This window comes from Halalkalibacterium halodurans (assembly GCF_005671335.1).
Lineage (GTDB): Bacteria > Bacillota > Bacilli > Bacillales > Bacillaceae_D > Halalkalibacterium > Halalkalibacterium halodurans.
The window spans coordinates 2,508,812-2,534,513 of sequence record NZ_CP040441.1 but is presented as its reverse complement, the minus strand read 5'-3'; the positions used below and the strand labels follow the sequence as shown (position 1 = coordinate 2,534,513).

The following is a 25,702-nucleotide window of genomic DNA, read 5'->3' as shown; positions in this document are numbered from 1 at the left end:
TAAACCAGTCTCTTTTTTCAACGATAGAAAACATGAAAATCAGCGGTGAACATCGTTCGACGTAGAAAAAGCTTTAGATGTAAAGTATCAGCATCTGCGGCTCTGCTGCCCCTTAAAGTCACCTTGTTTTCTTTAACTCATGAAGGGATGTTAGAGAGTTTGCTGACAAGTGAACTCTCTCCTATACATAATTATAAGCCCCTCTCTCTAACGTTCTAACCTGTCCACGTCTTGCATAGCGTTAATAGAAGAGGGAGGGTGTCACATGAAAAAAATACTCATCCACGGCTGTGTATTTGCAATCATTTTACTCATGACGTACGGAGCGGTTCAAAATCCGTTTTCCTCACAATATATCGGGCAACTAAAAGAAGAGGCACTACCTGTTGCAAAAATGACAGATTTGCTTTACGAAGAGATTAAAGACCGAGCACCTGAGTACGAGCAGCCTGCCATCGACGCAAAAATTGATCGCGTATGGAAAGCGATCCCCGGCTATAATGGGCTTGAGGTAGATGTAGAGAGCTCGTACAATCGGATGAAGCAGGAAGGGCGCTTCGATGAACGCTATCTCGTCTTTCGCGAGACAAAGCCAAGCGTACATTTAGACGATTTGCCCCCTTCCCCTGTTTTTCGCGGCAATCCAGAAAAGCCGATGGTGACGCTGCTTGTAAATGTAGCTTGGGGAAACGAACATTTGCCCACCATGCTCAAAACGATGAACAAGTACGATGTAAAGTCCACTTTTTTTCTTGACGGCTCATGGGTGAAAAAACACCCACAATTAGCTACAATGATAGTAGAGGAAGGGCATGAAATCGGGAATCATGCCTATTCCCATCCAGATATGCAGCGTCTGACACGCGAACGAATGGATGAAGAAATAGTACAAACGAATGAAGTCATCAAGGCAACAATTGAAGTTACACCGAAATGGTTTGCCCCTCCAAGTGGCAGCTACAATGATCTTGTCGTTCAGCGTGCAGCAGAGCACGGAATGCGGACGATTATGTGGTCTGTTGATACAATCGATTGGCGCAATCCAGATCCAAATGAGATGGTTGATCGGGTTTTGAGCAAAGTCCACCCAGGGGCGATGATTTTAATGCATCCAACGGAGTCATCAGCAGCTGGTTTGGAAAACTTAATTCGCGGAATACAAGATAGAGGCTTGCATATTGGAACAGTCTCTGATTTGATGGATGAGTCTCGGATCAATGCAGGTGTAACTCCTTGAGGCGTAAGGAGGAAAGCGAGCATGATTAACACGATGACGCTAGATAACGGTGTTCGGATTATTACCGAGAAGATGTCAACCGTTCGCTCCGTATCCATCGGGATATGGGTGGGAACGGGCTCAAGGCATGAATCAGCTGAAGAAAACGGCATCTCTCATTTTCTTGAGCATATGTTTTTCAAAGGGACGAATACGAGGTCTGCTCAGGAGATTGCCGAGTTTTTTGACTCGATTGGCGGTCAAGTCAATGCGTTTACGTCCAAAGAATATACGTGCTATTATGCGAAAGTTCTAGACGATCACGCCGGACAGGCTATTGATACCCTTTCAGACATGTTCTTTCACTCTACTTTTCAAAAAGAAGAGCTGGAAAAAGAACGCAAGGTCGTGTTTGAAGAAATTAAAATGGTTGATGATACGCCAGACGATATCGTTCACGATTTATTAAGCTCGGCAACCTATGGAAAGCACTCTCTCGGGTATCCGATTCTCGGAACGGTGGAAACGTTAAATTCATTTAATGAGGGAATGTTACGTCATTATATGGATCGCTTCTATACCGGTGACTATGTCGTCATTTCGGTTGCGGGAAATGTTCATGATGAACTGATTGATAAAATCAAGGAAACGTTTAGTCAGGTGAAGCCGACAACCTATAACTATCAAGGAGAAAAGCCGATGTTTCTTCCGAATCGGATTGTACGTAAAAAAGAGACGGAGCAAGCCCACTTATGTCTCGGTTATCCAGGACTTCCGATTGGGGACAAGGATGTGTATGCCCTTGTGTTGTTGAACAATGTTTTAGGTGGTAGTATGAGCAGCCGGCTGTTTCAAGACATTCGCGAGAAGCGAGGGCTCTGTTACTCCGTGTTTTCCTACCATTCTTCGTTCCGGGATAGCGGTATGCTTACGATCTATGCAGGAACAGGCCATGACCAGCTAGATGATTTAGTTTATTCGATTCAAGAGACAACGTCAGCCCTGGCCGAAAAGGGTTTGACGGAAAAGGAATTGGAAAACGGAAAAGAACAGCTAAAAGGGAGCCTCATGCTAAGCTTGGAAAGCACGAATAGCCGCATGAGTAGGAATGGGAAAAATGAACTGTTATTAAAAAAACATCGTTCATTGGATGAAATGATCGAACAGATTAATGCAGTTCAAAAGCAAGATGTGTCTCGTTTAGCGAAAATACTCTTATCTGCTAGTCCGTCCATTTCTTTGATTAATGCAAACGGTGAGCTTCCAAAAGCATTGATTCACTAATAGAAAAACAAAGATCAGCGCCTCGCTGGTCTTTTTTTGTTCGTTTCCTCATACATGTGAACTATGGGAATTGTACGGGAGGGATGCCGATGCGGCTAAGTGAAATTAGCGGTAAAGAGATTATTGATTTTCAAAGAGGCGAACGTCTAGGGGTACTCGGTCAAACGGACTTAGTCATCGACGAGGAAAATGGGCAAATTGAGGCATTCATCATTCCAACGATGCGTTGGTTTGGGTTTGGTAAAAAGGAAAAAGAAGTGACGGTTTATTGGGATCAGATCAAAAAAATTGGTCAAGACATGATCATCATTGATCTAGAGCATATGGAGTCATCATAAAAAGACTCCTATGAGAGGCTGGTGACCTTCCTTTATTTAGGGGGAAACCAGCCTTTTTTAATGTAGAAAGAAGGACAGGCTCCGCATCTACCATTCACCGAATGTCATGGCTTTTCATAAGCTATCGTGAATGGCTGCACCCCGTCATTCCTTGGATGAATGGGGGAAAAGAAAGGAGTCAGCAAGATGTTAACGGGAAAGCACGTCGTCATTATCGGCGGTGATGCCAGACAACTAGAGATTATTCGAAAGCTGTCCACCTTTGATGCGAAGATATCCCTTGTCGGATTCGATCAGTTGGATGATGGCTTTATCGGTGTTACGAAAATGAGAATCGATGAAGTGGACTGGAATACGGTAGATGCGATTCTTTTACCCATTAGTGGAACAAATCAAGCAGGAAAAGTGGATACAATCTTTTCAAATGAGTCGATTGTATTAACGGAAGAAATGATCGAAAAAACACCCAACCATTGTGTCGTCTACTCGGGAATTAGCAATACGTATTTAAATCAATGTATGAAAAAGACGAACCGGACCCTTGTCAAGCTGATGGAACGGGATGATATCGCCATATATAATTCCATTCCTACGGCAGAAGGAACGATCATGATGGCGATTCAACACACGGACTTTACGATTCATGGTGCCAACGTAGCCGTTCTCGGTTTAGGACGTGTCGGGATGTCGGTTGCACGTAAGTTTGCGGCATTGGGAGCGAAAGTAAAAGTAGGTGCGAGAGAATCTGACTTGCTTGCCCGGATTGCAGAGATGGGCATGGAGCCATTCCACATTTCCAAAGCGGCCCAAGAACTGCGCGATGTGGATGTGTGCATCAATACGATTCCCGCACTTGTCGTGACGGCGAACGTGCTAGCCGAAATGCCTTCTCACACATTCGTGATCGATTTAGCCTCTAAACCAGGAGGCACGGATTTTCGTTATGCGGAAAAACGGGGAATTAAAGCGTTGCTCGTCCCAGGATTGCCGGGGATTGTTGCCCCGAAAACAGCTGGTCGCATTTTAGCTGATGTCCTCGTGAAACTGTTAGCTGAACCATCTTAGAGGGGGAGATTATCAATGAATTTTGCAGGAAAGCATGTTGGATTTGGATTAACGGGTTCTCATTGTACGTATCATGAAGTTCTTCCGCAGATGGAGCGACTAGTAGAGTTAGGAGCGAAGGTCACGCCATTCGTCACCCATACCGTGCAAACGACAGATACGAAATTTGGTGAAAGCAGCGAGTGGATAAATAAAATCAAGCAGATTACTGAAGAGCCGATCGTTGATTCAATGGTGAAAGCTGAACCATTTGGTCCGAAAACACCACTTGATTGTATGGTCATCGCCCCAATGACTGGAAATTCAACGAGTAAGTTTGCCAATGCTATGACGGATTCTCCCGTTCTCATGGGGGCCAAAGCAACGTTAAGAAATGGAAAGCCAGTCGTTGTCGGAATTTCTACGAACGATGCACTAGGCCTAAACGGGATAAATATCATGAGATTGATGGCAACAAAAAATATTTATTTTATTCCATTTGGCCAGGACAATCCGCAGGTCAAGCCAAACTCTCTTGTCGCTAGAATGGAAGCATTACCGGAAACGATAGAGGCTGCGTTACGTGGTCAGCAATATCAGCCAGTTTTAATTGAAAAATTCAGAGATTAGCCCCAGAGTGGAGTTGCGCAAATAAAAAATTTCCCTTAAAGTTGTAGGAAGAGAGTCGAGATGTGATTTCAAGCGTCTCATAATAGAAACCGACTGTAGGGGAAGGAGAACGACGTAAATGACCAATCAGCAAACATTTTCAGTAGCTGTTGTCGGCGCAACAGGCGCAGTAGGACAGCAAATGTTAAAAACGTTAGAAGAGCGTAATTTTCCAGTAGGACAGTTAAAGTTACTTTCATCTAAACGTTCTGCGGGAAAAACGATTACATTTAAAGGTGAACCATATACGGTGGAGGAGGCGACTCCAGAAGCGTTTGAAGGCGTGCAAATTGCCTTATTTAGCGCGGGTGGCTCTGTTTCCAAGAAGCTTGTACCAGAAGCGATTAAACGTGGTGCCATTTGTGTTGATAACACAAGTGCGTTCCGGATGGATCCAGAAGTGCCGCTTGTTGTACCGGAAGTAAATGAAGAAGATGTGAAAAACCATAATGGCGTCATCGCAAACCCGAACTGCTCGACGATCCAAATGGTCGTTGCTTTAGAGCCAATTCGGCAAAAATACGGCTTGAAAAAAGTGATTGTCTCCACGTATCAAGCTGTTTCTGGAGCTGGCCTTGAGGCGATTGAAGAAATGAAAACTCAAACGAAAGAAGTGCTTGAGGGTAATGAAGTAAACCCAGAGATTTTACCTGTGGGTGGGGACAAAAAGCATTATCAAATCGCATTTAATGCCATCCCGCAAATCGATTTGTTCCAAGACAATGGTTTTACATTTGAAGAAATGAAAATGATCAACGAAACGAAAAAGATTATGCACATGCCTGAATTAGAAGTAGCTGCCACGTGCGTGCGTCTTCCGGTGGAAACGGGACACTCTGAATCAGTCTATTTTGAAACCGAACAGGGCGGAGCTTCCGTTTCTGAATTAAAAGGACTTTTAGAAACAGCTCCAGGTATAACGGTCCAGGACAATCCGAGCGAGCAGCTTTATCCAATGGCGATCCATGCGGTCGGTAAGCCAGACGTCTTCGTCGGTCGACTTCGCCGTGATCTAGACCGGGATAATGGATACCACATGTGGGTCGTATCTGACAATCTATTAAAAGGGGCTGCATGGAACTCTGTGCAAATTGCAGAGAGTCTCGTGAAGCTCGGTCTCGTGAAGTAGGTGTCATATGAAAATTATCATCCAAAAGTTTGGTGGTACCTCGGTCAAAACGGCTGAAGTACGCGAAATGGCAGCTAAACACGTCGAAAAAGCCGTAGAGGGTGGATATAAGGTCGTTGTCGTCGTTTCCGCCATGGGACGAAGCGGTGATCCTTATGCGACAGATACCCTTTTACAGCTAGTGGATACGAAGACAATTGCAAAACGAGAGCAGGATCTTCTCGTCTCGTGCGGTGAAATCATCTCCTCGGTTGTTTTCACCGAACTTTTACTCAAGAAAGGAATTCAAGCAACCGCGATGACCGGGGCACAAGCTGGGTTCCGGACGAATGAAGAATTCACCAATGCAAAAATAGTCGATATGAAAGTGGATCGTTTGAAAAAGACGCTCGTTCATCAAGATGTCGTCGTCGTGGCTGGTTTCCAAGGTCAATCACCTACAGGTGAGACGACAACGCTTGGACGCGGCGGAAGCGATACGTCTGCCACGGCCCTTGGGGCAGCCCTGGATGCCGAATGGGTTGACATCTTCACGGACGTGGAGGGGATCATGACAGCCGATCCACGGATCGTAAGTGAGGCTCGCCCACTGGATACGATGACGTATAATGAAGTGTGCAACATGGCATATCAAGGAGCTAAAGTCATCCATCCCCGCGCAGTTGAAATTGCCATGCAAGCGAAGATCCCTATCCATATTCGCTCTACGTACTCCGATGGAAAAGGAACGCTTGTCACTTCGATGCTGACGGAAGCTGGTGCGAGGGATGTCCAAGATCGGATCATCACGGGGATCGCCCACATGTCGGGAGTGACACAAATCAAAGTCCACTCGAAAGATGGAGAATTTGATTTGCAGGAAAAAGTGTTCAGGGCGATGGCCGCTGAAAAAATTAGCGTTGATTTCATCAACATTAATTTAACTGGTGTTGTTTATACGGTAATGGATGAAGTGGCAGATCGGGCGATCGAAGTATTACGAGAGCTCGGTTTTGATCCAGAAGTGAAACGGCATTGTGCTAAGGTGTCTGCTGTTGGTGCGGGGATGACAGGAGTCCCAGGTGTGACTGCTAAAATTGTTGCAGCTCTTTCTCAGGAGAACATCCGTATCTTACAATCGGCTGATTCTCATACAACGATTTGGGTGCTCGTCAGCGAAGACGATTTAACAAAAGCAGTCAATGCCCTTCATCGCATGTTCCACCTTGAACAATCGGAGCAAACGAAACAAAAACAAGTTTGACAAGAAACGAAAAAAGGGGTAAATGAATAGTATACGATAAAGGCTAGGCGGTTCCAGTTTCCTTTAAGGAAGGAGGCTGAACCGCTTGTTGTTCGCGCAAATACAGCCGTTGTTAGGAGATGATGATGATGGACTTTGGCCACGTCCTTACAGCCATGGTCACCCCTTTTGATGCAAAGGGAAATGTTGATCTAGAAAAAGTGGAACGACTTGTGGAATTTTTGCTTGCCAATGGGACAGAGGGTCTCGTTGTAGCAGGTACGACTGGTGAATCACCAACATTGAGAGAAGAAGAAAAGCTAGCCCTATTTGAAAAAGTTGTCACGGTTGTGAACAAACGAGTTCCAGTGATCGCAGGGACAGGTTCGAACAATACGTACGTCTCCGCCCAACTGACGAAGAAAGCGACGGCTCTTGGAGTTGATGGCATTATGGCTGTCACACCTTATTACAATAAACCGTCTCAGGAAGGGATGTACGCTCACTTTGCAGCGATCGCAGAAGCGACACACTTGCCGGTTATGTTGTACAATATTCCGAGCCGTTCCGTTGTGAATTTATCAGCGGAAACAATTGTGAAACTCTCTTATATCCCGAATATTACCTCATTAAAAGAAGCGAACGGTGATTTGGATCATATGGTGTCGGTCATCGAGCAAACCCCTGATACGTTTCATCTATATAGTGGGGATGATTCGCTAACACTCCCGGCCTTATCCATCGGAGCAAAAGGGGTCGTGTCGGTCGCCTCCCACATAATAGGACCTGAAATGCAGCAAATGATGATGGCGTTTCGGGGTGGAGATGTGGAGCATGCAGCAAATCTCCACCGGAAGCTTTTGCCGATCATGAAAGGCTTATTTACTGCGCCAAATCCTACATGTGTGAAAGCCGCCTTGCAGATCAAAGGATTCGATACAGGTGGTGTCCGCTTACCGCTCGTGCCACCTACATCTGAGCAACGGCAACATTTACAGTTTTTAATTGAACAGTTGAAAGTCTCGTAAAAGCGTCGAATGGACTCGGCGCTTTTTTTACATAATGTGAAAAGTATAGAAACGAGCTTTGAATGGGGGAAGTATGTGGAGAAGGTTAATAACCATCACTTTCCTTCCATCAGAAAAACCAAGCAAAGGAAAGAACATATTCCATGGTAAAATGCTATGGATATGGAACGTAGCACAATTTTACAGCTAGACTTGTTTTCGACTTGAGAGATCATGTATACTAAGCATAAGTGATGAGTTCGGATACAGTATGTCAACGATCGTTCGTTGGCGTCACTTTTTTTCAAGGTGTGTATGGAACGGTACTTTTTATTGGGTGGCGACTATTTCATTATGAGGACGCTCCTTAGTCTCAAGAATGCACAATCGTGACGGTGCCATGTGATGACTTGAAGGAGATCCATTTAGAGGAAGCGGATGAAAGGTCGGCTCCTGACTAACTTTTGCTGAATTAAGATAGGGATAAAAATTGGACAAATTTGTCTTGTGTAGCTCACGAAAATGTAGGATTATTTTTTTTGAATAGAAGTAGGAGGAACAGAATTGTCAAAGCAAACAACAGAATCCATTCGTGTTTTTGCCTTAGGTGGCGTAGGTGAAATTGGCAAAAACATGTACGTCGTAGAAGTAGACGATGACCTTTTCGTCATCGATGCAGGCTTAATGTTTCCCGATGATGAAATGCTCGGGGTTGACGTGGTCATCCCGGATATTTCATACTTAGTGGAAAATGAAGAGCGAGTAAGGGCCATCCTGCTCACTCACGGTCACGAAGATCACATTGGCGGCTTGCCATATGTATTGCAAAAGTTAAATGTCCCTGTCTATGGAACAAAGCTTACTCTTGGTTTAGTTGAAGAAAAACTAAAAGAAGCAGGCTTGATCCGTTCAGCAAAGTTAAAGCTTATTGATAGTAACTCTCGCTTAAAATTAGGCTCTACCCCCGTTTCCTTTTTTCGAACAAATCACAGCATTCCAGATTCGGTAGGAATCTGCATTCAAACGTCACAAGGTTTTATTGTTCATACAGGTGATTTCAAATTCGATCAAACGCCTGTAGATGGAAAGCAAGCTGAGATTGGAAAGATGGCGGCGATTGGTCACAAAGGGGTGCTATGTCTCCTTTCCGATAGTACGAACGCAGAGCGCCCAGGGATGACGAAGTCAGAGACGGAGGTCGGTCGGGGGATTGCAGAGGCTTTTGAGCAAACAAAAGGCCGAATCATCGTCACAACATTTGCGTCAAATGTCCATCGAGTACAGCAAGTGATTCATGCAGCGATTGCAACGAATCGGAAATTAGCTGTAGCAGGGCGAAGCATGGTCAAAGTCGTTTCGATCGCAGAACGATTAGGTTACTTAGAGGCTCCGGATGATCTATTTATCGATATTGAGGAAGTATCAAAATATGATGATGAACGGGTCGCGATTATTACGACCGGTAGCCAAGGGGAGCCAATGTCTGCTTTATCGCGGATGGCAAAAGGGGCGCATCGTCAAATCACGATTACGGAAAACGATACGGTGATTATCGCCGCAACCCCAATTCCAGGAAATGAGAGAAGTGTATCCACTATCGTTGATTTACTTCACCGTATTGGTGCAGATGTCATTTTCGGTCATGGAAAGGTTCATGCGTCAGGGCATGGAAGCGCCGAGGAATTGAAGCTGATGTTGAACCTCATGCGTCCAAAATTTTTCGTCCCCATTCACGGTGAATTTCGCATGCAACATGCTCATAAAGAGTTAGCGAAAAGTGTAGGGATCAGAGAAGAGGCCATTTTTCTTGTCGATAAAGGAGAAGTCGTTGAATTTCGAAATGGTCAAGGAAGAAAGGCAGGCAAAGTCCCATCTGGTAACGTCCTTATTGATGGACTAGGTGTCGGAGATGTGGGAAATATTGTTCTTCGTGACCGTCGCCTCCTTTCAAAAGATGGCATCCTTGTTGTTGTTGTGACGTTAAACAAACAATCAGGAACGATTCTTTCTGGACCAAATATTATCTCGCGCGGATTTGTTTACGTACGAGAGTCGGAAAAATTAATTGAAGAAGCGAATGAATTAGTGACCGAGACGTTAAAAAAATGTGTCACCGAAAATGTGAACGAATGGTCTTCATTGAAAAGCAATGTTCGTGAAGTCCTCAGTCGGTTTTTGTTTGAAAAAACAAAGCGTCGGCCAATGATTTTACCAATTATTATGGAAGTATAAAAATGAACTAGTCAGGGATTCCTGACTAGTTTTTTGCTTCTGAGAAATATCGCTGTCGCATGAAATGCTCCCTTGCCGTTTATACTAACACCACGATGAAAAGGAGGATGATCATGGATTACGGACGACAAGATGAACAGCCAGAGCAACCTCAGCAGCCAGAGCAACCGCAACAAGAGCCTAATCAAGAAGGGAAGCCTTCAGGCATTATTGAAAAAATTCAGCAATTGGGTCAAACGAACGTTCCAGAAATGGAACAGTCCAATATCCATTGCATAACGGTTGTCGGTCAGATTGAAGGGCATATGCAGCTGCCTCCGCAAAACAAAACGACCAAATATGAGCACATTATTCCACAGCTTGTAGCCGCGGAACAAAATAAAAAAATTGAAGGATTACTGATCATTTTAAATACGGTGGGCGGAGATGTTGAAGCAGGACTTGCCATCGCCGAAATGGTTGCGACCATGTCAAAGCCTACCGTCACCCTCGTATTAGGAGGGGGTCATTCGATCGGCGTTCCGATTGCGGTCGCCGCTAATTATTCATTTATTGCTGAGACTGCGACGATGACGATTCACCCGGTCCGGCTAACAGGACTTGTCATCGGTGTACCGCAAACATTTGAATATTTAGATAAAATGCAGGAACGGGTCGTTAGCTTCGTGACGAAACATTCTCATATTTCGGAGGAAAAGTTTAAGGAGCTCATGTTTTCAAAAGGGAATTTAACGAGGGACATCGGGACAAACGTCATTGGAACTGACGCCGTAACATACGGACTCATTGATGAAGTGGGAGGGATCGGCAAAGCGATGCAGAAATTAACGGAACTCATCGAAAAGCAGCAGCTACCCCATCCTGAAGGGGAAATGATGCAATGATATTGTATACGATGGTTCCATATGAATCGATCTTCTATGAAGACACGCAGCCATCGGGAAATGTGCGGACCATTGACGTAGACGGAGCGATGGTGATCGTAGAAGAGATGTCCTCATCTGAATACAGAGTAGTCCGTTTAATAAGCAGCAACCCTCGTCACTATTTAGAGTCAAGGTTCGCACCCGGAACGGTGATTTACGCGAAACCGCAACTTTAAGCACGGGAAACTTGCTATTTTCCGTTTTCCTCGGATGCAGTGATGTTTTTGTCTGTGCTATAATAATTTCATCCAAGGATGGTGGAAGCAGCCAACATGGCTGCTTCTTATGTAGCATCCTCCTTGATTGTTTAAGTAGTAGAGGGTGACACGATGGCTAAACGTAAAAAAAAGAAAAAAGTTGCATGGCAATCCCAACTAACCTTTGAGTTAGTAGGGCTCGGCATTTTGGTTATTGCCGTAGTCGCATTAGCACAGTTAGGTACGGTCGGTGAAACGCTCGTTCGGTTGTTTCGTTTTTTCCTAGGAGAGTGGTACGCCGTTCTCTCAATTGCGCTGCTTGTAGCCGCGCTTTACATTATGGTTAAGCGAGAGAAACCACCCCTATGGTCAAGAAGGATCGGCGGCCTATACTTGATGCTGCTTTCAGCCCTTCTTTTTAGCCATGTAGGATTGTTTGGACAACTCCAAGGAAACGAAGGATTCAGCGATCAATCCGTTATTCGTAACACGTGGAATTTATTTTGGCTTGATATGTATGGTGAGGTTCAGCATTCCGATCTAGGAGGAGGGATGATCGGAGCGATAGCTTATGCAGCCAGCCATTTTTTATTTGCTGACGGTGGGACATTGTTTTTATGTTTTATTTTATTTATGGCTGGATTGATTTTGCTTACCGGCCATTCCATCACAGATTTGTTCGGAAAAGCGATCCGCCGTACGTATTTATGGGTAGTCGACTTTATCAAAGGGACATGGAATGAATGGAAGCAATTTCGTCAAGAATCAAAAGAAAAGCTGGAGCAAGATCGTAAGCTGATGAAGGAACGAAAAGAGAAAAAAGCGGCGAAACGCAGCCGTAACGAAGACCCTGCTCAAGAAGAAAACGATCAACCGTTAGAGATCGTCGACTTTTCTCAGAGGGTGAGTCATGAAGCGAAAAATGATGCAACGGTTAAGCAGCAGGTGAAACCAGCTAAGCAAGAGGATCAGGTGAACAAAGAGGCACCTGAGGAAGATAAGCTAGCATCTCAAGGTCAAGAAGGAGAAGAGATGCCAACTGTATCGCTTGCAACCGCTGTAACACCGAATGATGATTATCAATTACCAACCATTGAGTTATTGAAATTGCCAAACAATCCAAATCAATCGATGGAGAAACGACTGCTACATAAAAACGCAGAAAAACTAAGAAAAACGCTTGAAAGCTTCGGTGTAAAAGCTCACGTTTCAAAGGTACACTTAGGTCCTGCTGTGACAAAATATGAAGTGAATCCCCATGTGGGAGTGAAGGTGAGCAGAATTGTCAACTTAGCCGATGATTTAGCCTTGGCTCTAGCCGCAAAAGACATTCGCATCGAGGCGCCGATCCCTGGAAAATCAGCGATTGGGATTGAAGTGCCGAATCAAGAAGTGGCGATCGTAACGCTTAGGGAAGTGCTTGATTCTCCGCAAGCTAAGGCGGATCGCAACGTATTATCGGTTGGGCTTGGTCGAGATATTTCTGGTGAGCCTGTTTTTGCCCCTTTAAACAAAATGCCCCACCTGCTTGTGGCAGGTGCGACAGGTAGCGGCAAAAGCGTTTGTATCAACGGGATCATTACGAGCATCTTACTGAAGGCGAAGCCCCACGAAGTGAAGCTGATGATGATCGATCCGAAAATGGTTGAGCTCAATGTCTATAATGGCATTCCTCATTTGCTTACACCGGTTGTCACTGAACCGAAAAAAGCATCGCAGGCTTTAAAGAAAGTCGTTGCGGAAATGGAGAGACGATATGATTTGTTCTCCCATTCAGGTACGCGAAATATTGAAGGGTATAATGAAATGATTACGCGCCAAAATGAAAAGGAAGATGCAAAGCAACCGACGTTGCCATACATTGTGGTCATTGTGGACGAGCTTGCAGATTTAATGATGGTTGCCTCAGGCGATGTGGAAGATTCCATCGCTCGACTTGCGCAAATGGCACGGGCAGCTGGTATTCATATGATATTAGCAACACAGCGTCCATCAGTGGACGTCATTACCGGTGTCATCAAAGCAAACATTCCGTCAAGGATCGCGTTCGGAGTTTCCTCGCAGACGGATTCCAGGACGATTTTAGATACAGGTGGAGCCGAGAAACTGTTAGGCCGTGGAGACATGCTCTACTTGCCAATGGGAGCAACGAAACCGACCCGTGTCCAAGGGGCCTTTTTATCTGATGAAGAAGTGGAAACGATCGTAGAATTTGTCGTCGCCCAGCAGAAAGCTCAATATGCTGAAGAAATGACGCCGACGGAAGAGACGAAAGTAACAGAGAAAGTGGATGATGAGCTCTATGATGATGCAGTAAACCTTGTCATTGAAATGAACTCAGCATCGGTTTCCATGTTACAACGAAGGTTCCGTATCGGTTATACACGTGCGGCGAGGCTCATTGATGAGATGGAAGCGAGAGGCATTGTCGGCCCGTACGAAGGCAGTAAGCCGAGAGAGGTGCTCGTTCAGGCACAAGACGATGAAGCTTCGTCCCATTAATGGCTGCATAAGGAGTATTTTTTGAGAGGGAGAATCAAGGGGGGATTCATGTGATTAAAGTCGATCACAGGCCGTTGTATTTACAGGTCATTGATAAATTAAAGCATGATATGGAAGCGGGTGTCTATGAAGAAGGAGAGAAGCTCCCATCTGAGTTTGAACTGTCCAAGCAGTTAGGTGTCTCTCGGGCAACACTTCGAGAAGCCCTTCGTCTGCTTGAAGAAGAGGGGGTTGTGGTTCGTAGACATGGGGTAGGCACATTTGTCCATACGAAGCCTCTTTTTTCGGCAGGAATTGAGGAATTATACAGTGTCACCGACATGATACGCCATGCGGATATGGAGCCTGGGACGATCTTTTTATCTTCTTATCAGATCGAAGCAACAGACGATGATAAGCGGAGGTTTCAAACAGATAACCTAGACCAGCTCATGATGATTGAACGAGTGCGGACAGCCGACGGGGTGCCAATTGTTTACTGTCTTGACAAGCTTCCGGCTGAATTAATCGGGCAGCATTCTGTTCACGAGATCAACTCCATTCTCGACCATTTGGAATCTGGCTCTGATCGGATGATCACCCATGCGGTGACAACGATTGAACCGATTGGTTTCCATGAAAAGGTATCTGAAATCTTAGAATGTGAAGCAGAGACAGGGCTCCTTTTACTTAAACAGATGCACTATGACCAATATGATACACCCGTTCTTTACTCTTATAACTACTTTCGTGCAGATAAATTTACGTTCCACGTTGTAAGAAAACGTGTGAAGGCATAACCTAAAGAAAACGTATCGACTTTTCCTATAGATAGACAAAGGAGCTGAATGAATTGAATGAATTGCAGGAAAGCTATGCCCGAGCTGGCGGGCTTCATGTGCATCTATTGAAAACGGATAAGTATAAAACAAACACGCTCATGTTAATGGTAAAGGCACCCCTTGAAAAAGAGACGGTCGCCAAGCGAGCATTGCTTGCGAACGTATTACAAAACAGTACGGCGAAAAGTCCAACGAGGAGTGACCTGCGAAACCGATTGGACGATTTGTACGGGGCAACATTAGCAACCGATGTGCAGAAAAAAGGAGAACAGCACATTATAACGATCCGCCTCGATGTGGCAAATGAAGAGTTTCTCTCTGATTCCACACCCCTTTTCGAAAAAGGGCTCTCCCTTTTAGCAGAAGTATTACTTGAACCAAAGGTGAGTGGCAACAAGTTCGATGAGGCGGTCGTCAAAAGTGAGAAGCGTTCTCTTTTAGAGCGCATTGAATCCCTTTATGATGACAAGATGAGATATTCGAGCCTGCGAGTGACAGAAGAAATGTGCAAGGACGAACCGTTTGGTTTATCTGTTTACGGAACACGTGAGCAGGTTGAACAGCTATCTGCAGAGGAGCTTTACCGTTATTATGAACAAATGCTACACTCCGACAGGATCGACCTGTTCGTTTTAGGCGAAAAAGGGGACCCGTCGCTCATGAGTACAGTGGAGGACACTTTTTCAAAGCTAGCAACGTATCAAAAGGAAGCGAAGACGGATAGTGTACCTGCCTCTATTCCAAGCCCTGAAGTGAAGGAAGCTCGTGAGGTCATCGAAAAACAAGACGTTAAGCAAGGAAAGCTAAACATTGGTTTTCGGGCGTATACAACGTATGGCGACCCAGATTATGTCGCCATGCAAGTGATGAACGGCTTGTTTGGCGGTTTCTCTCATTCAAAGCTTTTTATTAATGTAAGGGAAAAAGAAAGCTTAGCATATTATGCAGCTTCTAGGTTTGAAAGCCATAAAGGACTACTTATCGTCATGTCAGGGATTGAATTTACCAATTACGAAAAAGCGGTCACCATTATTAAAGAACAGCTCGAAGAAATGAAAAACGGTCGTTTTACGGATAAAGAGCTTGAGCAAACGAAAGCCATGTTAAAAAATCAATTGTTAGAAACGGCTGACGTTCCTAGGGGTCAAATTGAAGTGATGTATCATAATATCGTCAGTAATCATGAGCGAACGTTGGAGAAGTGGCTTGCCGAAATCGATGCGATTACGAAGGAGCAAGTTGTAGCTGCGGCTAACAAAGTGGTTCTCGATACCATTTATTTCTTGAAAGGGGAGGAGCAAGCGTGAATAACGTAACTTTTGAACAATTACAAGAAACCCTTTACCATGAGAAACTGGCGAACGGTTTAGACGTATACATCCTCCCGAAAACAGGATTTAACAAAACCTATGCTACGTTTACGACGAAGTATGGTTCAATTGATTCAGAATTTATTCCGCTGAACCAAAAAGAAGCGCTCCATGTTCCCGATGGAATTGCTCATTTTTTAGAGCATAAAATGTTTGAGGATGAAGAAGGGGATGTGTTCCAGCTTTTTAGCAAGCAAGGAGCCTCATGTAATGCGTTTACGAGCTTTACTCGAACCGCTTATTTATTTTCAAGCACGACAAACGTAAAGAAAAATGTAGAGACACTGCTCGATTTTGTCCAACATCCTTACTTTACCGAAGAATCGGTGGAGAAAGAGAAAGGCATTATCGGTCAAGAGATTACAATGTATGATGATAACCCTGATTGGCGAAATTATTTTGGTGTGATTGAAAACATGTATGAGCACCATCCAGTGAAGATTGACATTGCAGGTACGATTCCGTCTATTTCTAAGATAACGAAAGATTTGCTCTATACGTGCTATGAAACGTTTTACCATCCGTCCAACATGCTCTTATTCATCGTCGGCCCTGTTGATGTAAATGAGATGATGACACTAGTCAAAGAGAATCAAGGGAAAAAAGAATTTAAGCCGGCAGGCGACATTCAACGCTTTTTCCCAGCAGAGCCTGAGAAGGTGGCGAAGCCTCATAGCGTGATTTCGATGTCGGTTCAAACACCAAAGTGCTTAGTCGGTTATAAAGAAAAACAACCGGTCCGGCAAGGGAAGGATCTACTCGTTCGCGAACTAGGAATCAATGTTTTACTTGAGCTCATGTTTGGCCAAGGATCAAAACAATACGAACAGCTCGATGATGAAGGGCTCATTAATGATACGTTCTCATTTGACCACACATCTGAATACGGTTTTGGGTTTACGATTATGGGCGGTGATACAAAATCACCTAATCGATTGGCTGAACGTATTGAGGAGATGGTCGAAGCGTTTAAGGAGCAACCTCTTGATGAAGCTGCAGTAAAACGAGTCATTAAAAAGAAAATTGGCGGATTTTTACGCTCCCTTAATTCACCTGAGTTCATTGCCAACCAATTTACACGTTATGAATTCAATAAAATGAACTTGTTTGATGTTGTTCCTACGTTGGAATCCTTAACGGTAGAGAAGCTAACCGACATTTTACATGATCATTTCCAAAAAGAGCGTTTCACCGTTTGCCAAGTGAAGCCAGAAGGATATGAGGAAGGGTGAAGCAGCGACGGGTTTTAGTTACTGGTGCATCGGGGGGAATAGGGGCGGCCATTTCAAAGGCATTAGCCGCTCCTCATACGACCCTCTATTTACACTATTATCAAAATGAGCGGAGCATTGACGACGTTCGTCTTGCCTGCGAGCAGCTTCAGGCGGAAGTGGTCACAGTCAAGGCTGACCTTAGCCATGCCGCTGGAGTGGAGGAGCTTTTAACCCAATGCGGCTCGGCGATCGATGTGTTCGTACATAGCGCAGGACAAAGCGTAGAAAAGCTGTTTCTCGATACGTCCACGTCAGACATCATGAGAACTTTCCAACAACATTTGTTTAGCTTCATGGAACTCTCTCGGGGATTTCTCCCTCATATGCTAAGAAACCGCTACGGGAAGATAGTGGCGGTTTCTTCGGTTTGGGGTGAGACAGGTGCTGCGTATGAGGTCGTCTACTCGGCTGCGAAAAGTGGCATGAATGGCTTCGTTAAAGCGTTAGCAAAAGAAATGGCGCCAAACGGCATACAAGTGAACGGTGTGGCTCCAGGAGCGATTAACACTTCCATGCTTTCAAGCTATACGGAGGAGGAAGTTTTAGCTCTTACAGAAGAAATCCCAGCAGGCCGACTAGGAACTCCAATGGAAGTCGCTGAAACCGTCGCGTTCTTATGCTCAGAGCGTGCGACTTACATTCATGGCCACGTATTGTCCGTAAATGGCGGCTGGTATTGTTAATAAAGTGACCAAAGAAATATTTCCTTCTGTTTTGTGTATATTTTCCACCCTCTTTGGCACACTAATCACGAAATTGATATTTGAGGAGGGTACAACATGTCTGTATTAGACAACTGGGAACAGTGGAAAGATTTTTTGGGCGATCGATTACAACAAGCCGAATCCGAAGGAATGAACGATGGTGTTATTTCTGATGTTGCTTATCAAGTTGGTGAATATTTGGCGAAGCAAGTGGAGCCGCAAAATGAGCAAGAGCGCATCTTAGCTGATTTATGGAAAGTCGCAAATGAAGAAGAGCAACATGCGATTGCAAACATGATGGTAAAGCTCGTTCGTAGCGATTATAGATAAGACAAATCAAAAACGCCGCAGTCGCGGCGTTTTTTCTTCTGGTTCTGAGACTGGAAAATAAGGAGGAATTTTCCTTTCTAGTCTCACACAATGTTTACGATTTTATGATGATTTCCAGGGCTATTTTCATAAAACGACTTTTTTCGGTGTGATTTTATGGGTTATGACAGAAATCCCTTTTCAATAAGTAGAAAATGAATTATTATAAAGGTTAGTTAACATTTGTTAGAAAGTAGCCCCTTCTTATGTGAAATTAAGCTGTTAGGCGTTTGGAATGATCCTTTGTACTTCATAAGGGGATGACAGTTGATGAGCGTGAAAGAATGGTACCTAGAATATCAAATTCATAAAAATCGTCCAGGCCTTTTAGGCGATATTTCATCAATACTCGGAATGCTTTCTTGTAATATTGTGACAATCAACGGTGTCGATGATATGCGTCGAGGGATGTTAATTCGTAGCGTCGATGACGACCAGATTTTGCGATTTCGTACGATTTTAGAGACGATTGAAGATATCACTGTGACAAAGTTTCGTGAGCCACGACTCCGTGATCGGTTAGCGATTCGCCACGGTCGTTATATTGAACGTGATGCAGACGACCGCAAAACGTTTCGATTCGTTCGTATGGAGCTCGGCTTGCTTGTTGATTTTATGGCCGAATTGTTTAAGCGCAACGAGCATTATTTAATCGGTATTCGTGGGATGCCGCGTGTTGGAAAAACGGAGTCAATTGTTGCTGCTAGCGTCTGTGCAAACAAGCGATGGTCGTTTATTTCTTCTACTCTTTTGCGGCAAACCGTACGAAGTCAACTGGCGGATGATGAGCTGAGCGAAGAGCATATTTACATCATCGATGGCATTGTTTCAACGATGAGAGCTAATGAAAAGCATCGCATGCTTGTTCGCGACATTATGAGATTGCCAGCTGTAAAGGTAGTGGAACACCCAGATATTTTTATTCGTGAAACAGAATACGAACTCGACGATTTCGATTGCATAATCGAGCTGCGGAATGAAGAAGGAGAAGAAATTACATATGATATGGTGGAATCTGGATTCTCTTCTTTCGATATTAGTTAGTTGGTAGGTGTTAAAAGTGTCAGAATTAGGTCAACGTTTGCGAGAAATACGTGAGGAAAAACAATTATCACTGGATGATTTACAAAGAACAACTAAGATTCAAAAGCGCTACTTACTTGCGATTGAAGAAGGACGCTATGATGTACTGCCAGGCGTATTTTATGCGAGAGCTTTTATTAAAACGTATGCAGAAGCGGTAGGGCTCGATCCTGAGCAGTTATTTGATGAGTTTTCGAATGAATTGCCAAACCCGCAAAAAGATTTGCCAGATCGACCGGCTCGTAGTGAACGTATGAAGCGTACCGCACCACCTGTGCCAAAGAAAAAATCAAAGTTGTTTTCCCTCTTGCCGATGGTGGCTGCTGTAGCGGCGATTTTATTGCTTGCGATCGGCATTTGGTATTTTGCACAAGGGAACGATCGGGCACAAGAGCCACCGCCAGAAGAGCATGATGTGGAAGCGGAAGTTGGTGAAGATCCCGGCGTAGAAGAAGTTGAAGAGGAAGAAGAGCAACCAAAGGACAATGGAAGCGATGCTGCCGAAGACGAGCAAGCGGAAGAGGCTGATGAATCAGAGCTTGTTCACATTGAATCTGTTGGCAATCGTTCCTATTATGAATTGAGTGGAACCGATCGATTTGATGTTGAGATTACATTTGATGGGACGTCTTATGTGGCGATTGAGAATGGCCTTGGAAATACATTTTTTGCTGCCAATGCCGGAGAAGGTGATGAGCAGACTTATGACTTTAGTGGAGAAGAGGAAATTGAATTTAATTTCGGCGCTTCCACTTTTGTTAACTTGACGATTAATGACGAGGCATTCGAATTCCCTCTTGACACCCCACATCAACGTGTGAACATTGTGTTTAACCCATCAGAACGTTAAGAACGACCTATGGCTACTGGCTCATCAGTAGCTTTTTTCTTTTAATGTGATTTAAAATTACGAAATGAGTCCATATTATGGTACAATGTTACGTAGGCCTAAAAACGTTGCTTTCAATGCAGTATGAAAGGATGATGAACGTGGCAAAAGAGCATTCTTTTGATCTTGTCTCAGAGGTAAACCTTCAAGAAGTGGATAACGCCATTAATTTAGCGATGAAAGAAATTACGAATCGTTATGACTTTAAAGGCTCAAAAAGCTCAATCGAGCGAACAGGGGATGAGCAAGTTACCCTCATTTCAGACGATGAGTACAAATTAGAAAGTGTTATCGACATTTTAAAATCAAAGTTTATTAAGCGGGGATTATCACAAAAGACGATGGATTTTGGAAAGATTGAGCGTGCGGCTGGCGGCACGGTTCGCCAAGTGGTTACCCTTCTCTCGGGAATTGAAGGTGAGCGGGCAAAGAAGCTGACAAAGCTTATTCGTGATTCAAAATTAAAAGTGAAAGCGCAAATCCAAAATGATCAAATTCGGGTAACGGGTAAGAATATCGATGATTTACAGCAAGTGATTCAATTGGTGAAAGAGCAAGACTTGGACTTTCCCGTACAGTTTGTTAATATGCGATAATTCGTAAGGATAGCATAAAAGAAAGGGTCGAATACGGTGAACGTACCAAATAAGATCACGTTATCACGAATAGGCTTAATCCCGTTATTTATGCTGTTTTTGCTCGCCCCCATTCCGTTAGGTACAGCGGTGCTGTTCGGTGTGGAAATCCCTGTTTCGCATTTAGTCGCTCTGTTTCTGTTTGTATTAGCGGCTGCTACTGATTGGCTTGACGGTTATTATGCGAGGAAATGGAAGCTTGTCACTAATTTTGGGAAGTTCCTTGATCCGCTGGCTGACAAACTGCTCGTGACGGCGGCATTAGTGGGACTTGTAGAAATTGGAACAATTCCAGCATGGATGGCCATCATCATCATTAGTCGTGAGTTTGCTGTCACAGGAATTCGTCTTGTGGCCGCCTCTGACGGAGCAGTGATCGCAGCAAGTAAGCTCGGAAAATGGAAAACGGTCTCGCAAATCGTGGCGATTATTGCCTGCTTGCTTTATAACGTTCCTTTTGCTGCAGTAGGTTTTCCTTTTATGATAATCGCGTTATGGGTTGCTACCATTTTAACGATTGTTTCAGGCGTCGATTATTTCCTGAAAAACAAAGAGTTTTTGTTGAAATCTAAGTAGGACTGAGGGAATTTTCACATGAAAGCAGAAGTAATTGCTGTCGGTTCAGAACTGCTTTTAGGACAAATTGCGAATACAAATGGCCAATTCCTCTCGCAGCAGCTAGCAAAAGCAGGGGTTGACGTTTTTTATCACTCTGTCGTTGGTGACAACGCGACAAGACTTCAGGAAACGCTTGAAATCGCAAGTAAACGTTCCGAGTTGATCATCCTCACTGGGGGACTGGGGCCAACGAAGGATGATTTGACTAAAGAGGTTGTGGCATCGTTTCTTCACAAAGAGCTTGTGATCGATGAAGTAGCCCTTGAGCAAATTGTTTCCTTTTTTGAGAAACGAAACTTGCCAATGACGGAAAACAATCGCAAACAAGCACTCGTCCTGAAAGAGGCTACTATTTTTCAAAATCATTATGGCATGGCACCAGGTATGGCGACGATCCATCAAGGGGTCACCTATGTTCTTTTACCAGGTCCGCCACGGGAAATGAGACCGATGGTGACAGAGCAAGTCATTCCATTCTTAAGCAGCCATGTTGGCGATGTGCAAATTATTTCCCGCGTACTGCGCTTTTTTGGCATCGGAGAATCGAAGCTTGAGACCGAGCTAGAAGATCTCATAGATGGTCAATCGAACCCAACGATTGCTCCCCTTGCCAGCGAAGGAGAAGTCACGTTAAGGTTAACAGTAAAGCATCATGATGAAACACAGGCAGCGCTGCTGTTAGATGAAACAGAGAGGAAGATACGTGAGCGGGTCGGTCACTATTTTTATGGATATGACGAAACTTCTTTAATGGAAAAGCTCGTTTCGTGTTTAACGAAAACGGGGCTTTCGCTTGCTAGTGCAGAAAGCCTGACAGGAGGATTATTCGGCGCCAGAATAACAAATATTCCTGGGGCATCTGCCTGTTTTCTTGCCGCGATAACCACATATACTAATGACATGAAGCAAAGTTGGCTAAACGTCCCTCCACACGTGTTAGAACAGCACGGGGCAGTCAGCCCAGAATGTGCTATAGCGATGGCACAAGGAGTGAAAAAGCTAACAAAGGCCGATGTGACGATCAGTTTTACAGGTGTAGCTGGACCGTCACCATCCGAAGGAAAAGAACCAGGTACGGTATTTATCGGTTTGTGCTTCCGAGATGACGAGCCGGAAGCGATCACCCTTCAACTTTCTGGCAGCCGTGAACAGATTCGTGAGCGCACATTAAAGCACGGATGTCAGCAGATCTTGAACAGAATAAAAAGGTGGAATGAACGAAGCAATGATAAAGTTTAATGAGTTACAAATTGGAGAAGAAATTAAAAAGGCGATTATTGAGATGGGATTTGAAGAGCCATCTCCTATCCAAGCAAAGGCGATTCCTGCAATCCTTGCAGGTGGTGATGTCATTGGCCAAGCCCAAACAGGAACAGGAAAAACAGCTGCATTTGGCATACCAGTAGTGGAAAAAGTGACGACGGGCCGCCATGTACAGGCTCTTATCTTAACACCTACACGAGAGCTAGCAATCCAAGTGTCAGGAGAAATTCAAAAGCTTTCCAAGCACAAAAAAATTCGTACCCTTCCGATTTATGGGGGACAATCGATTGTTCATCAAATCAAAGCTTTAAAACAAGGAGTTCAAGTCGTCATTGGGACACCGGGTCGTATTATCGATCATCTGCGTCGGAAAACGTTAATTTTAGACCACGTTAATACAGTGATTTTAGACGAAGCTGATGAAATGCTTGATATGGGCTTTATCGATGATATCGAGTCCATTCTGCGCCAGGTGAAAAATGAGCGCCAAACCTTGCTTTTCTCTGCGACGATGCCGCCAGCGATTAAAAAGCTATCTCGCAAATATATGAACGATCCACAAACCGTATCCATCAATCGACGAGAAGTGACAGCACCTTCTATCGATCAATTTTATTATAAAGTGTTAGAGCGGAATAAATTAGATTCTCTTTGCCGGATTATTGACAGCGAGCAGATTGATCTTGGAATTTTGTTTTGCCGGACGAAAAAAGGTGTGGCAGAGCTAACGGAAGCATTGCAAGCTCGCGGTTACATTGCCGATGGATTACACGGTGATTTAACACAATCTCAGCGTGATGCAGTTATGCGGAAATTCCGTGACTCATCGATTGAATTCTTGATTGCCACCGATGTGGCGGCGAGAGGGATTGACGTGGGGAACGTCTCTCACGTGATCAATTATGATATTCCCCAAGATCCAGAAAGCTATGTTCACCGGATCGGTCGTACAGGCCGTGCAGGACGTAAAGGGCTTGCACTTACGCTTGTCACGCCAAGGGAAATGAAACATCTCCGTTCGATCGAACAAGAAATTAAAATGTCAATCCCGTCTCAAGAAGTGCCAACGATTGAAGATGTGGTGGAAAAACAAAAAGAATCATGGAAGAAGCAAATCGCCCATCGAATTGAGAAAGGCTCTAACCAAAAGCACCTCTTCGAGCAAATGACTGAAGAGTTGATGGCAGAGTACGATTCAAAAGAGGTGATCTCTGCTCTCCTTCAATTAAACTACGCGATGGACACAGCTCCTGAGGATGCGGGATATAGCTTTGGGGAAACCGGTGGTGCCAAAGGCATGGTCCGTTTCTTTATCAATGTTGGTAGAAATGTGAATATGAGTCCAAAGATTCTTGTCGAGGAGATTGCAGAGCTTGTTGGCATTCCTGGTAAGGCGATCGGCCGAATCGACATCTTTGAAAAATTCACGTTTGTTGAAGTGCCTGAAGAAGTGGCTCCGTTTGTTTATGAAGCGCTTCGTTACTCAAGGATCAACGGTGCTCGTGTGAACCTTGAGCCAGCAAAACCTCGTCCAAAGCGGGAATCACAGCGAAGAACATTTCAAAAATAGAGTCGAACGATAATCGTTGGAGAGGGCTGAGCGCATTCAGTCCTTTTCTTCATCTTCTATGATAAAAAAGCGAATAAATGTTCGTAAAAATGGTTGGCAAATGGATCAAAACATTGTATGATAGAAAAGGAACGAAACATAGATTCGCCTATTTGTATAATTGATCGTATCAATAGAGGAGAGATGATAGATGAGTGATCGTAAAGCAGCGTTGGACATGGCGTTACGACAAATTGAAAAGCAATTCGGAAAAGGCTCGATCATGAAGCTGGGAGAACAAGCAGAACAACGTGTATCTACCATTTCCAGCGGTGCTCTTGCCCTTGACATCGCCCTTGGTGTTGGCGGATACCCTCGTGGAAGAGTTATTGAAGTGTATGGTCCAGAATCATCTGGTAAAACGACCGTTGCCCTCCATGCGATTGCAGAGGTGCAAAGAAATGGTGGTCAAGCTGCGTTTATTGATGCGGAACATGCCCTTGATCCGGTTTATGCGAAAAAGCTAGGTGTAAACATTGATGAGCTTTTATTGTCACAGCCTGATACCGGAGAACAAGCGTTGGAAATCGCTGAAGCGTTAGTTCGCAGCGGGGCCATTGACGTCATTGTCATCGACAGTGTGGCAGCTCTTGTACCGAAAGCGGAAATAGAAGGGGAGATGGGTGACAGCCATGTTGGCTTGCAAGCACGCCTAATGTCTCAAGCGCTTCGGAAGCTTTCAGGTGCGATCAATAAGTCAAAAACAATTGCAATTTTCATTAACCAAATTCGTGAAAAAGTTGGTGTTATGTTCGGAAACCCGGAAACGACACCGGGGGGAAGAGCGCTTAAGTTCTATTCCTCTGTTCGTCTCGAAGTGCGCCGTGCAGAGACGTTAAAGCAAGGAAACGATATGGTCGGTAACAAGACGAAAATTAAAGTCGTGAAAAACAAAGTGGCTCCTCCGTTTAAACAAGCGGAAGTGGATATTATGTACGGTGAAGGGATTTCCCGTGAAGGCTCGATTTTAGATATTGCTTCTGAGCTTGATATTGTGCAAAAAAGCGGAGCTTGGTATTCCTTCAATGACGAGCGTCTCGGTCAAGGGCGCGAGAATGCGAAACAATTTTTAAAGGAAAACCCTGAAGCTGCGGAGGAAATTGAAAGCCGAATTCGCGAGCATTACGGTTTGAACGGAGAGATTGAGGTGGAGGCTCCATCGGAAGAGGAGTTTGAAGATCTCCCACTCGATTTGAAATAATATACGTGCTGTACGTCCCCCCTAACGTTACAATAGACATAGGGGGGATTTTCGTTACGGTCATCCCATAGTTTAATGGAAAGGTAGGTGCGAAGGCTTC

The 25,702-nt window shown here is 44.4% G+C and carries 24 protein-coding genes; all 24 read left to right on the top strand.

Features of this window, described 5'->3' with window-relative positions; translation table 11 throughout:
* Positions 1-265: 265 nt before the first annotated feature.
* The 24 genes from FED51_RS12225 to recA all read left to right on the top strand — a co-directional run bounded on the left by FED51_RS12225 (position 266) and on the right by recA (position 25,602).
* A complete protein-coding gene (locus FED51_RS12225) occupies positions 266-1,237 on the top strand; it encodes a polysaccharide deacetylase family protein (RefSeq protein ID WP_053430970.1) in 972 nt (323 codons plus the stop codon).
* Between the two features lie 21 nt (positions 1,238-1,258).
* Entirely contained in the window at positions 1,259-2,500 is a 1,242-nt protein-coding gene (locus FED51_RS12220) for a M16 family metallopeptidase (protein ID WP_053430971.1), read from the top strand.
* Positions 2,501-2,589: 89 nt separating this feature from the next.
* Positions 2,590-2,838: a YlmC/YmxH family sporulation protein gene (locus tag FED51_RS12215; protein ID WP_010898557.1), complete on the top strand. Its 249-nt coding sequence runs from the start codon at positions 2,590-2,592 to the stop codon at positions 2,836-2,838.
* 186 nt (positions 2,839-3,024) lie between these two features.
* Entirely contained in the window at positions 3,025-3,903 is an 879-nt protein-coding gene (gene dpaA / locus FED51_RS12210) for a dipicolinic acid synthetase subunit A (protein WP_053430972.1), read from the top strand.
* A gap of 15 nt (positions 3,904-3,918) precedes the next feature.
* Positions 3,919-4,512, top strand: coding sequence for a dipicolinate synthase subunit B (locus tag FED51_RS12205; RefSeq protein ID WP_010898555.1), 594 nt, complete (start codon positions 3,919-3,921; stop codon positions 4,510-4,512).
* 118 nt (positions 4,513-4,630) lie between these two features.
* Positions 4,631-5,680 carry an aspartate-semialdehyde dehydrogenase gene (gene asd, locus FED51_RS12200; protein ID WP_053430973.1) on the top strand — a complete coding sequence of 350 codons (1,050 nt, stop codon included), beginning with the start codon at positions 4,631-4,633 and terminating at the stop codon, positions 5,678-5,680.
* A gap of 7 nt (positions 5,681-5,687) precedes the next feature.
* Positions 5,688-6,923, top strand: coding sequence for an aspartate kinase (gene dapG / locus FED51_RS12195; protein WP_053430974.1), 1,236 nt, complete (start codon positions 5,688-5,690; stop codon positions 6,921-6,923).
* Positions 6,924-7,048: 125 nt separating this feature from the next.
* Complete coding sequence (gene dapA, locus FED51_RS12190) at positions 7,049-7,930, top strand: 4-hydroxy-tetrahydrodipicolinate synthase (RefSeq protein ID WP_041820641.1); 882 nt, start codon at positions 7,049-7,051, stop codon at positions 7,928-7,930.
* A 543-nt stretch (positions 7,931-8,473) separates the two neighbouring features.
* Positions 8,474-10,141 (top strand): ribonuclease J, encoded by a 1,668-nt coding sequence (locus FED51_RS12185; protein ID WP_010898551.1) that lies wholly within the window; start codon positions 8,474-8,476, stop codon positions 10,139-10,141.
* A gap of 113 nt (positions 10,142-10,254) precedes the next feature.
* Entirely contained in the window at positions 10,255-11,025 is a 771-nt protein-coding gene (locus FED51_RS12180; RefSeq protein WP_053430975.1) for a ClpP family protease, read from the top strand.
* The gene (locus FED51_RS12175; RefSeq protein ID WP_053430976.1) at positions 11,022-11,243 is read left to right on the top strand and encodes a YlzJ-like family protein; all 222 of its coding nucleotides are present in this window, start codon (positions 11,022-11,024) and stop codon (positions 11,241-11,243) included. The genes FED51_RS12180 and FED51_RS12175 overlap by 4 nt, the downstream gene beginning before the upstream one ends.
* A 153-nt stretch (positions 11,244-11,396) precedes the next feature.
* Complete coding sequence (locus FED51_RS12170) at positions 11,397-13,766, top strand: FtsK/SpoIIIE family DNA translocase (protein ID WP_053430977.1); 2,370 nt, start codon at positions 11,397-11,399, stop codon at positions 13,764-13,766.
* 50 nt (positions 13,767-13,816) lie between these two features.
* Positions 13,817-14,545 (top strand): GntR family transcriptional regulator, encoded by a 729-nt coding sequence (locus tag FED51_RS12165; RefSeq protein WP_010898547.1) that lies wholly within the window; start codon positions 13,817-13,819, stop codon positions 14,543-14,545.
* 53 nt (positions 14,546-14,598) lie between these two features.
* On the top strand, positions 14,599-15,894 hold the full coding sequence (yfmF, locus tag FED51_RS12160) for an EF-P 5-aminopentanol modification-associated protein YfmF (protein WP_053430978.1): 1,296 nt from the start codon (positions 14,599-14,601) through the stop codon (positions 15,892-15,894).
* Entirely contained in the window at positions 15,891-17,189 is a 1,299-nt protein-coding gene (yfmH, locus tag FED51_RS12155) for an EF-P 5-aminopentanol modification-associated protein YfmH (protein ID WP_010898545.1), read from the top strand. The genes yfmF and yfmH overlap by 4 nt, the downstream gene beginning before the upstream one ends.
* Positions 17,186-17,914: an elongation factor P 5-aminopentanone reductase gene (ymfI, locus tag FED51_RS12150; protein ID WP_010898544.1), complete on the top strand. Its 729-nt coding sequence runs from the start codon at positions 17,186-17,188 to the stop codon at positions 17,912-17,914. The genes yfmH and ymfI overlap by 4 nt, the downstream gene beginning before the upstream one ends.
* Positions 17,915-18,010: 96 nt before the next feature.
* Positions 18,011-18,265, top strand: coding sequence for a DUF3243 domain-containing protein (locus FED51_RS12145; protein ID WP_010898543.1), 255 nt, complete (start codon positions 18,011-18,013; stop codon positions 18,263-18,265).
* Positions 18,266-18,574: 309 nt separating this feature from the next.
* Entirely contained in the window at positions 18,575-19,348 is a 774-nt protein-coding gene (locus tag FED51_RS12140) for a DUF3388 domain-containing protein (protein ID WP_010898542.1), read from the top strand.
* Between the two features lie 16 nt (positions 19,349-19,364).
* A complete protein-coding gene (locus FED51_RS12135) occupies positions 19,365-20,237 on the top strand; it encodes a helix-turn-helix domain-containing protein (RefSeq protein WP_053430979.1) in 873 nt (290 codons plus the stop codon).
* A gap of 140 nt (positions 20,238-20,377) precedes the next feature.
* A complete protein-coding gene (locus FED51_RS12130) occupies positions 20,378-20,872 on the top strand; it encodes a YajQ family cyclic di-GMP-binding protein (protein ID WP_010898540.1) in 495 nt (164 codons plus the stop codon).
* Positions 20,873-20,908: 36 nt separating this feature from the next.
* Complete coding sequence (pgsA, locus tag FED51_RS12125) at positions 20,909-21,487, top strand: CDP-diacylglycerol--glycerol-3-phosphate 3-phosphatidyltransferase (RefSeq protein WP_010898539.1); 579 nt, start codon at positions 20,909-20,911, stop codon at positions 21,485-21,487.
* An 18-nt stretch (positions 21,488-21,505) separates the two neighbouring features.
* Complete coding sequence (locus FED51_RS12120) at positions 21,506-22,768, top strand: competence/damage-inducible protein A (RefSeq protein ID WP_053430980.1); 1,263 nt, start codon at positions 21,506-21,508, stop codon at positions 22,766-22,768.
* Positions 22,743-24,362, top strand: a complete 1,620-nt coding sequence (locus FED51_RS12115; RefSeq protein WP_407901190.1) for a DEAD/DEAH box helicase — start codon at positions 22,743-22,745, stop codon at positions 24,360-24,362. The genes FED51_RS12120 and FED51_RS12115 overlap by 26 nt, the downstream gene beginning before the upstream one ends.
* A gap of 190 nt (positions 24,363-24,552) precedes the next feature.
* Positions 24,553-25,602 carry a recombinase RecA gene (gene recA, locus FED51_RS12110; RefSeq protein WP_010898536.1) on the top strand — a complete coding sequence of 350 codons (1,050 nt, stop codon included), beginning with the start codon at positions 24,553-24,555 and terminating at the stop codon, positions 25,600-25,602.
* Positions 25,603-25,702 lie beyond the last annotated feature (100 nt).

Bases quoted from the DNA above. Each gene is read 5' to 3' on its own strand.
- FED51_RS12225 (WP_053430970.1), top strand. From the start codon at position 266: ATGAAAAAAATACTCATCCACGGCTGTGTATTTGCAATCATTTTACTC.
- FED51_RS12220 (WP_053430971.1), top strand. From the start codon at position 1,259: ATGATTAACACGATGACGCTAGATAACGGTGTTCGGATTATTACCGAG.
- FED51_RS12215 (WP_010898557.1), top strand. From the start codon at position 2,590: ATGCGGCTAAGTGAAATTAGCGGTAAAGAGATTATTGATTTTCAAAGA.
- dpaA (WP_053430972.1), top strand. From the start codon at position 3,025: ATGTTAACGGGAAAGCACGTCGTCATTATCGGCGGTGATGCCAGACAA.
- FED51_RS12205 (WP_010898555.1), top strand. From the start codon at position 3,919: ATGAATTTTGCAGGAAAGCATGTTGGATTTGGATTAACGGGTTCTCAT.
- asd (WP_053430973.1), top strand. From the start codon at position 4,631: ATGACCAATCAGCAAACATTTTCAGTAGCTGTTGTCGGCGCAACAGGC.
- dapG (WP_053430974.1), top strand. From the start codon at position 5,688: ATGAAAATTATCATCCAAAAGTTTGGTGGTACCTCGGTCAAAACGGCT.
- dapA (WP_041820641.1), top strand. From the start codon at position 7,049: ATGATGGACTTTGGCCACGTCCTTACAGCCATGGTCACCCCTTTTGAT.
- FED51_RS12180 (WP_053430975.1), top strand. From the start codon at position 10,255: ATGGATTACGGACGACAAGATGAACAGCCAGAGCAACCTCAGCAGCCA.
- FED51_RS12175 (WP_053430976.1), top strand. From the start codon at position 11,022: ATGATATTGTATACGATGGTTCCATATGAATCGATCTTCTATGAAGAC.
- FED51_RS12170 (WP_053430977.1), top strand. From the start codon at position 11,397: ATGGCTAAACGTAAAAAAAAGAAAAAAGTTGCATGGCAATCCCAACTA.
- FED51_RS12145 (WP_010898543.1), top strand. From the start codon at position 18,011: ATGTCTGTATTAGACAACTGGGAACAGTGGAAAGATTTTTTGGGCGAT.
- FED51_RS12140 (WP_010898542.1), top strand. From the start codon at position 18,575: ATGAGCGTGAAAGAATGGTACCTAGAATATCAAATTCATAAAAATCGT.
- FED51_RS12120 (WP_053430980.1), top strand. From the start codon at position 21,506: ATGAAAGCAGAAGTAATTGCTGTCGGTTCAGAACTGCTTTTAGGACAA.
- FED51_RS12115 (WP_407901190.1), top strand. From the start codon at position 22,743: ATGAACGAAGCAATGATAAAGTTTAATGAGTTACAAATTGGAGAAGAA.
- recA (WP_010898536.1), top strand. From the start codon at position 24,553: ATGAGTGATCGTAAAGCAGCGTTGGACATGGCGTTACGACAAATTGAA.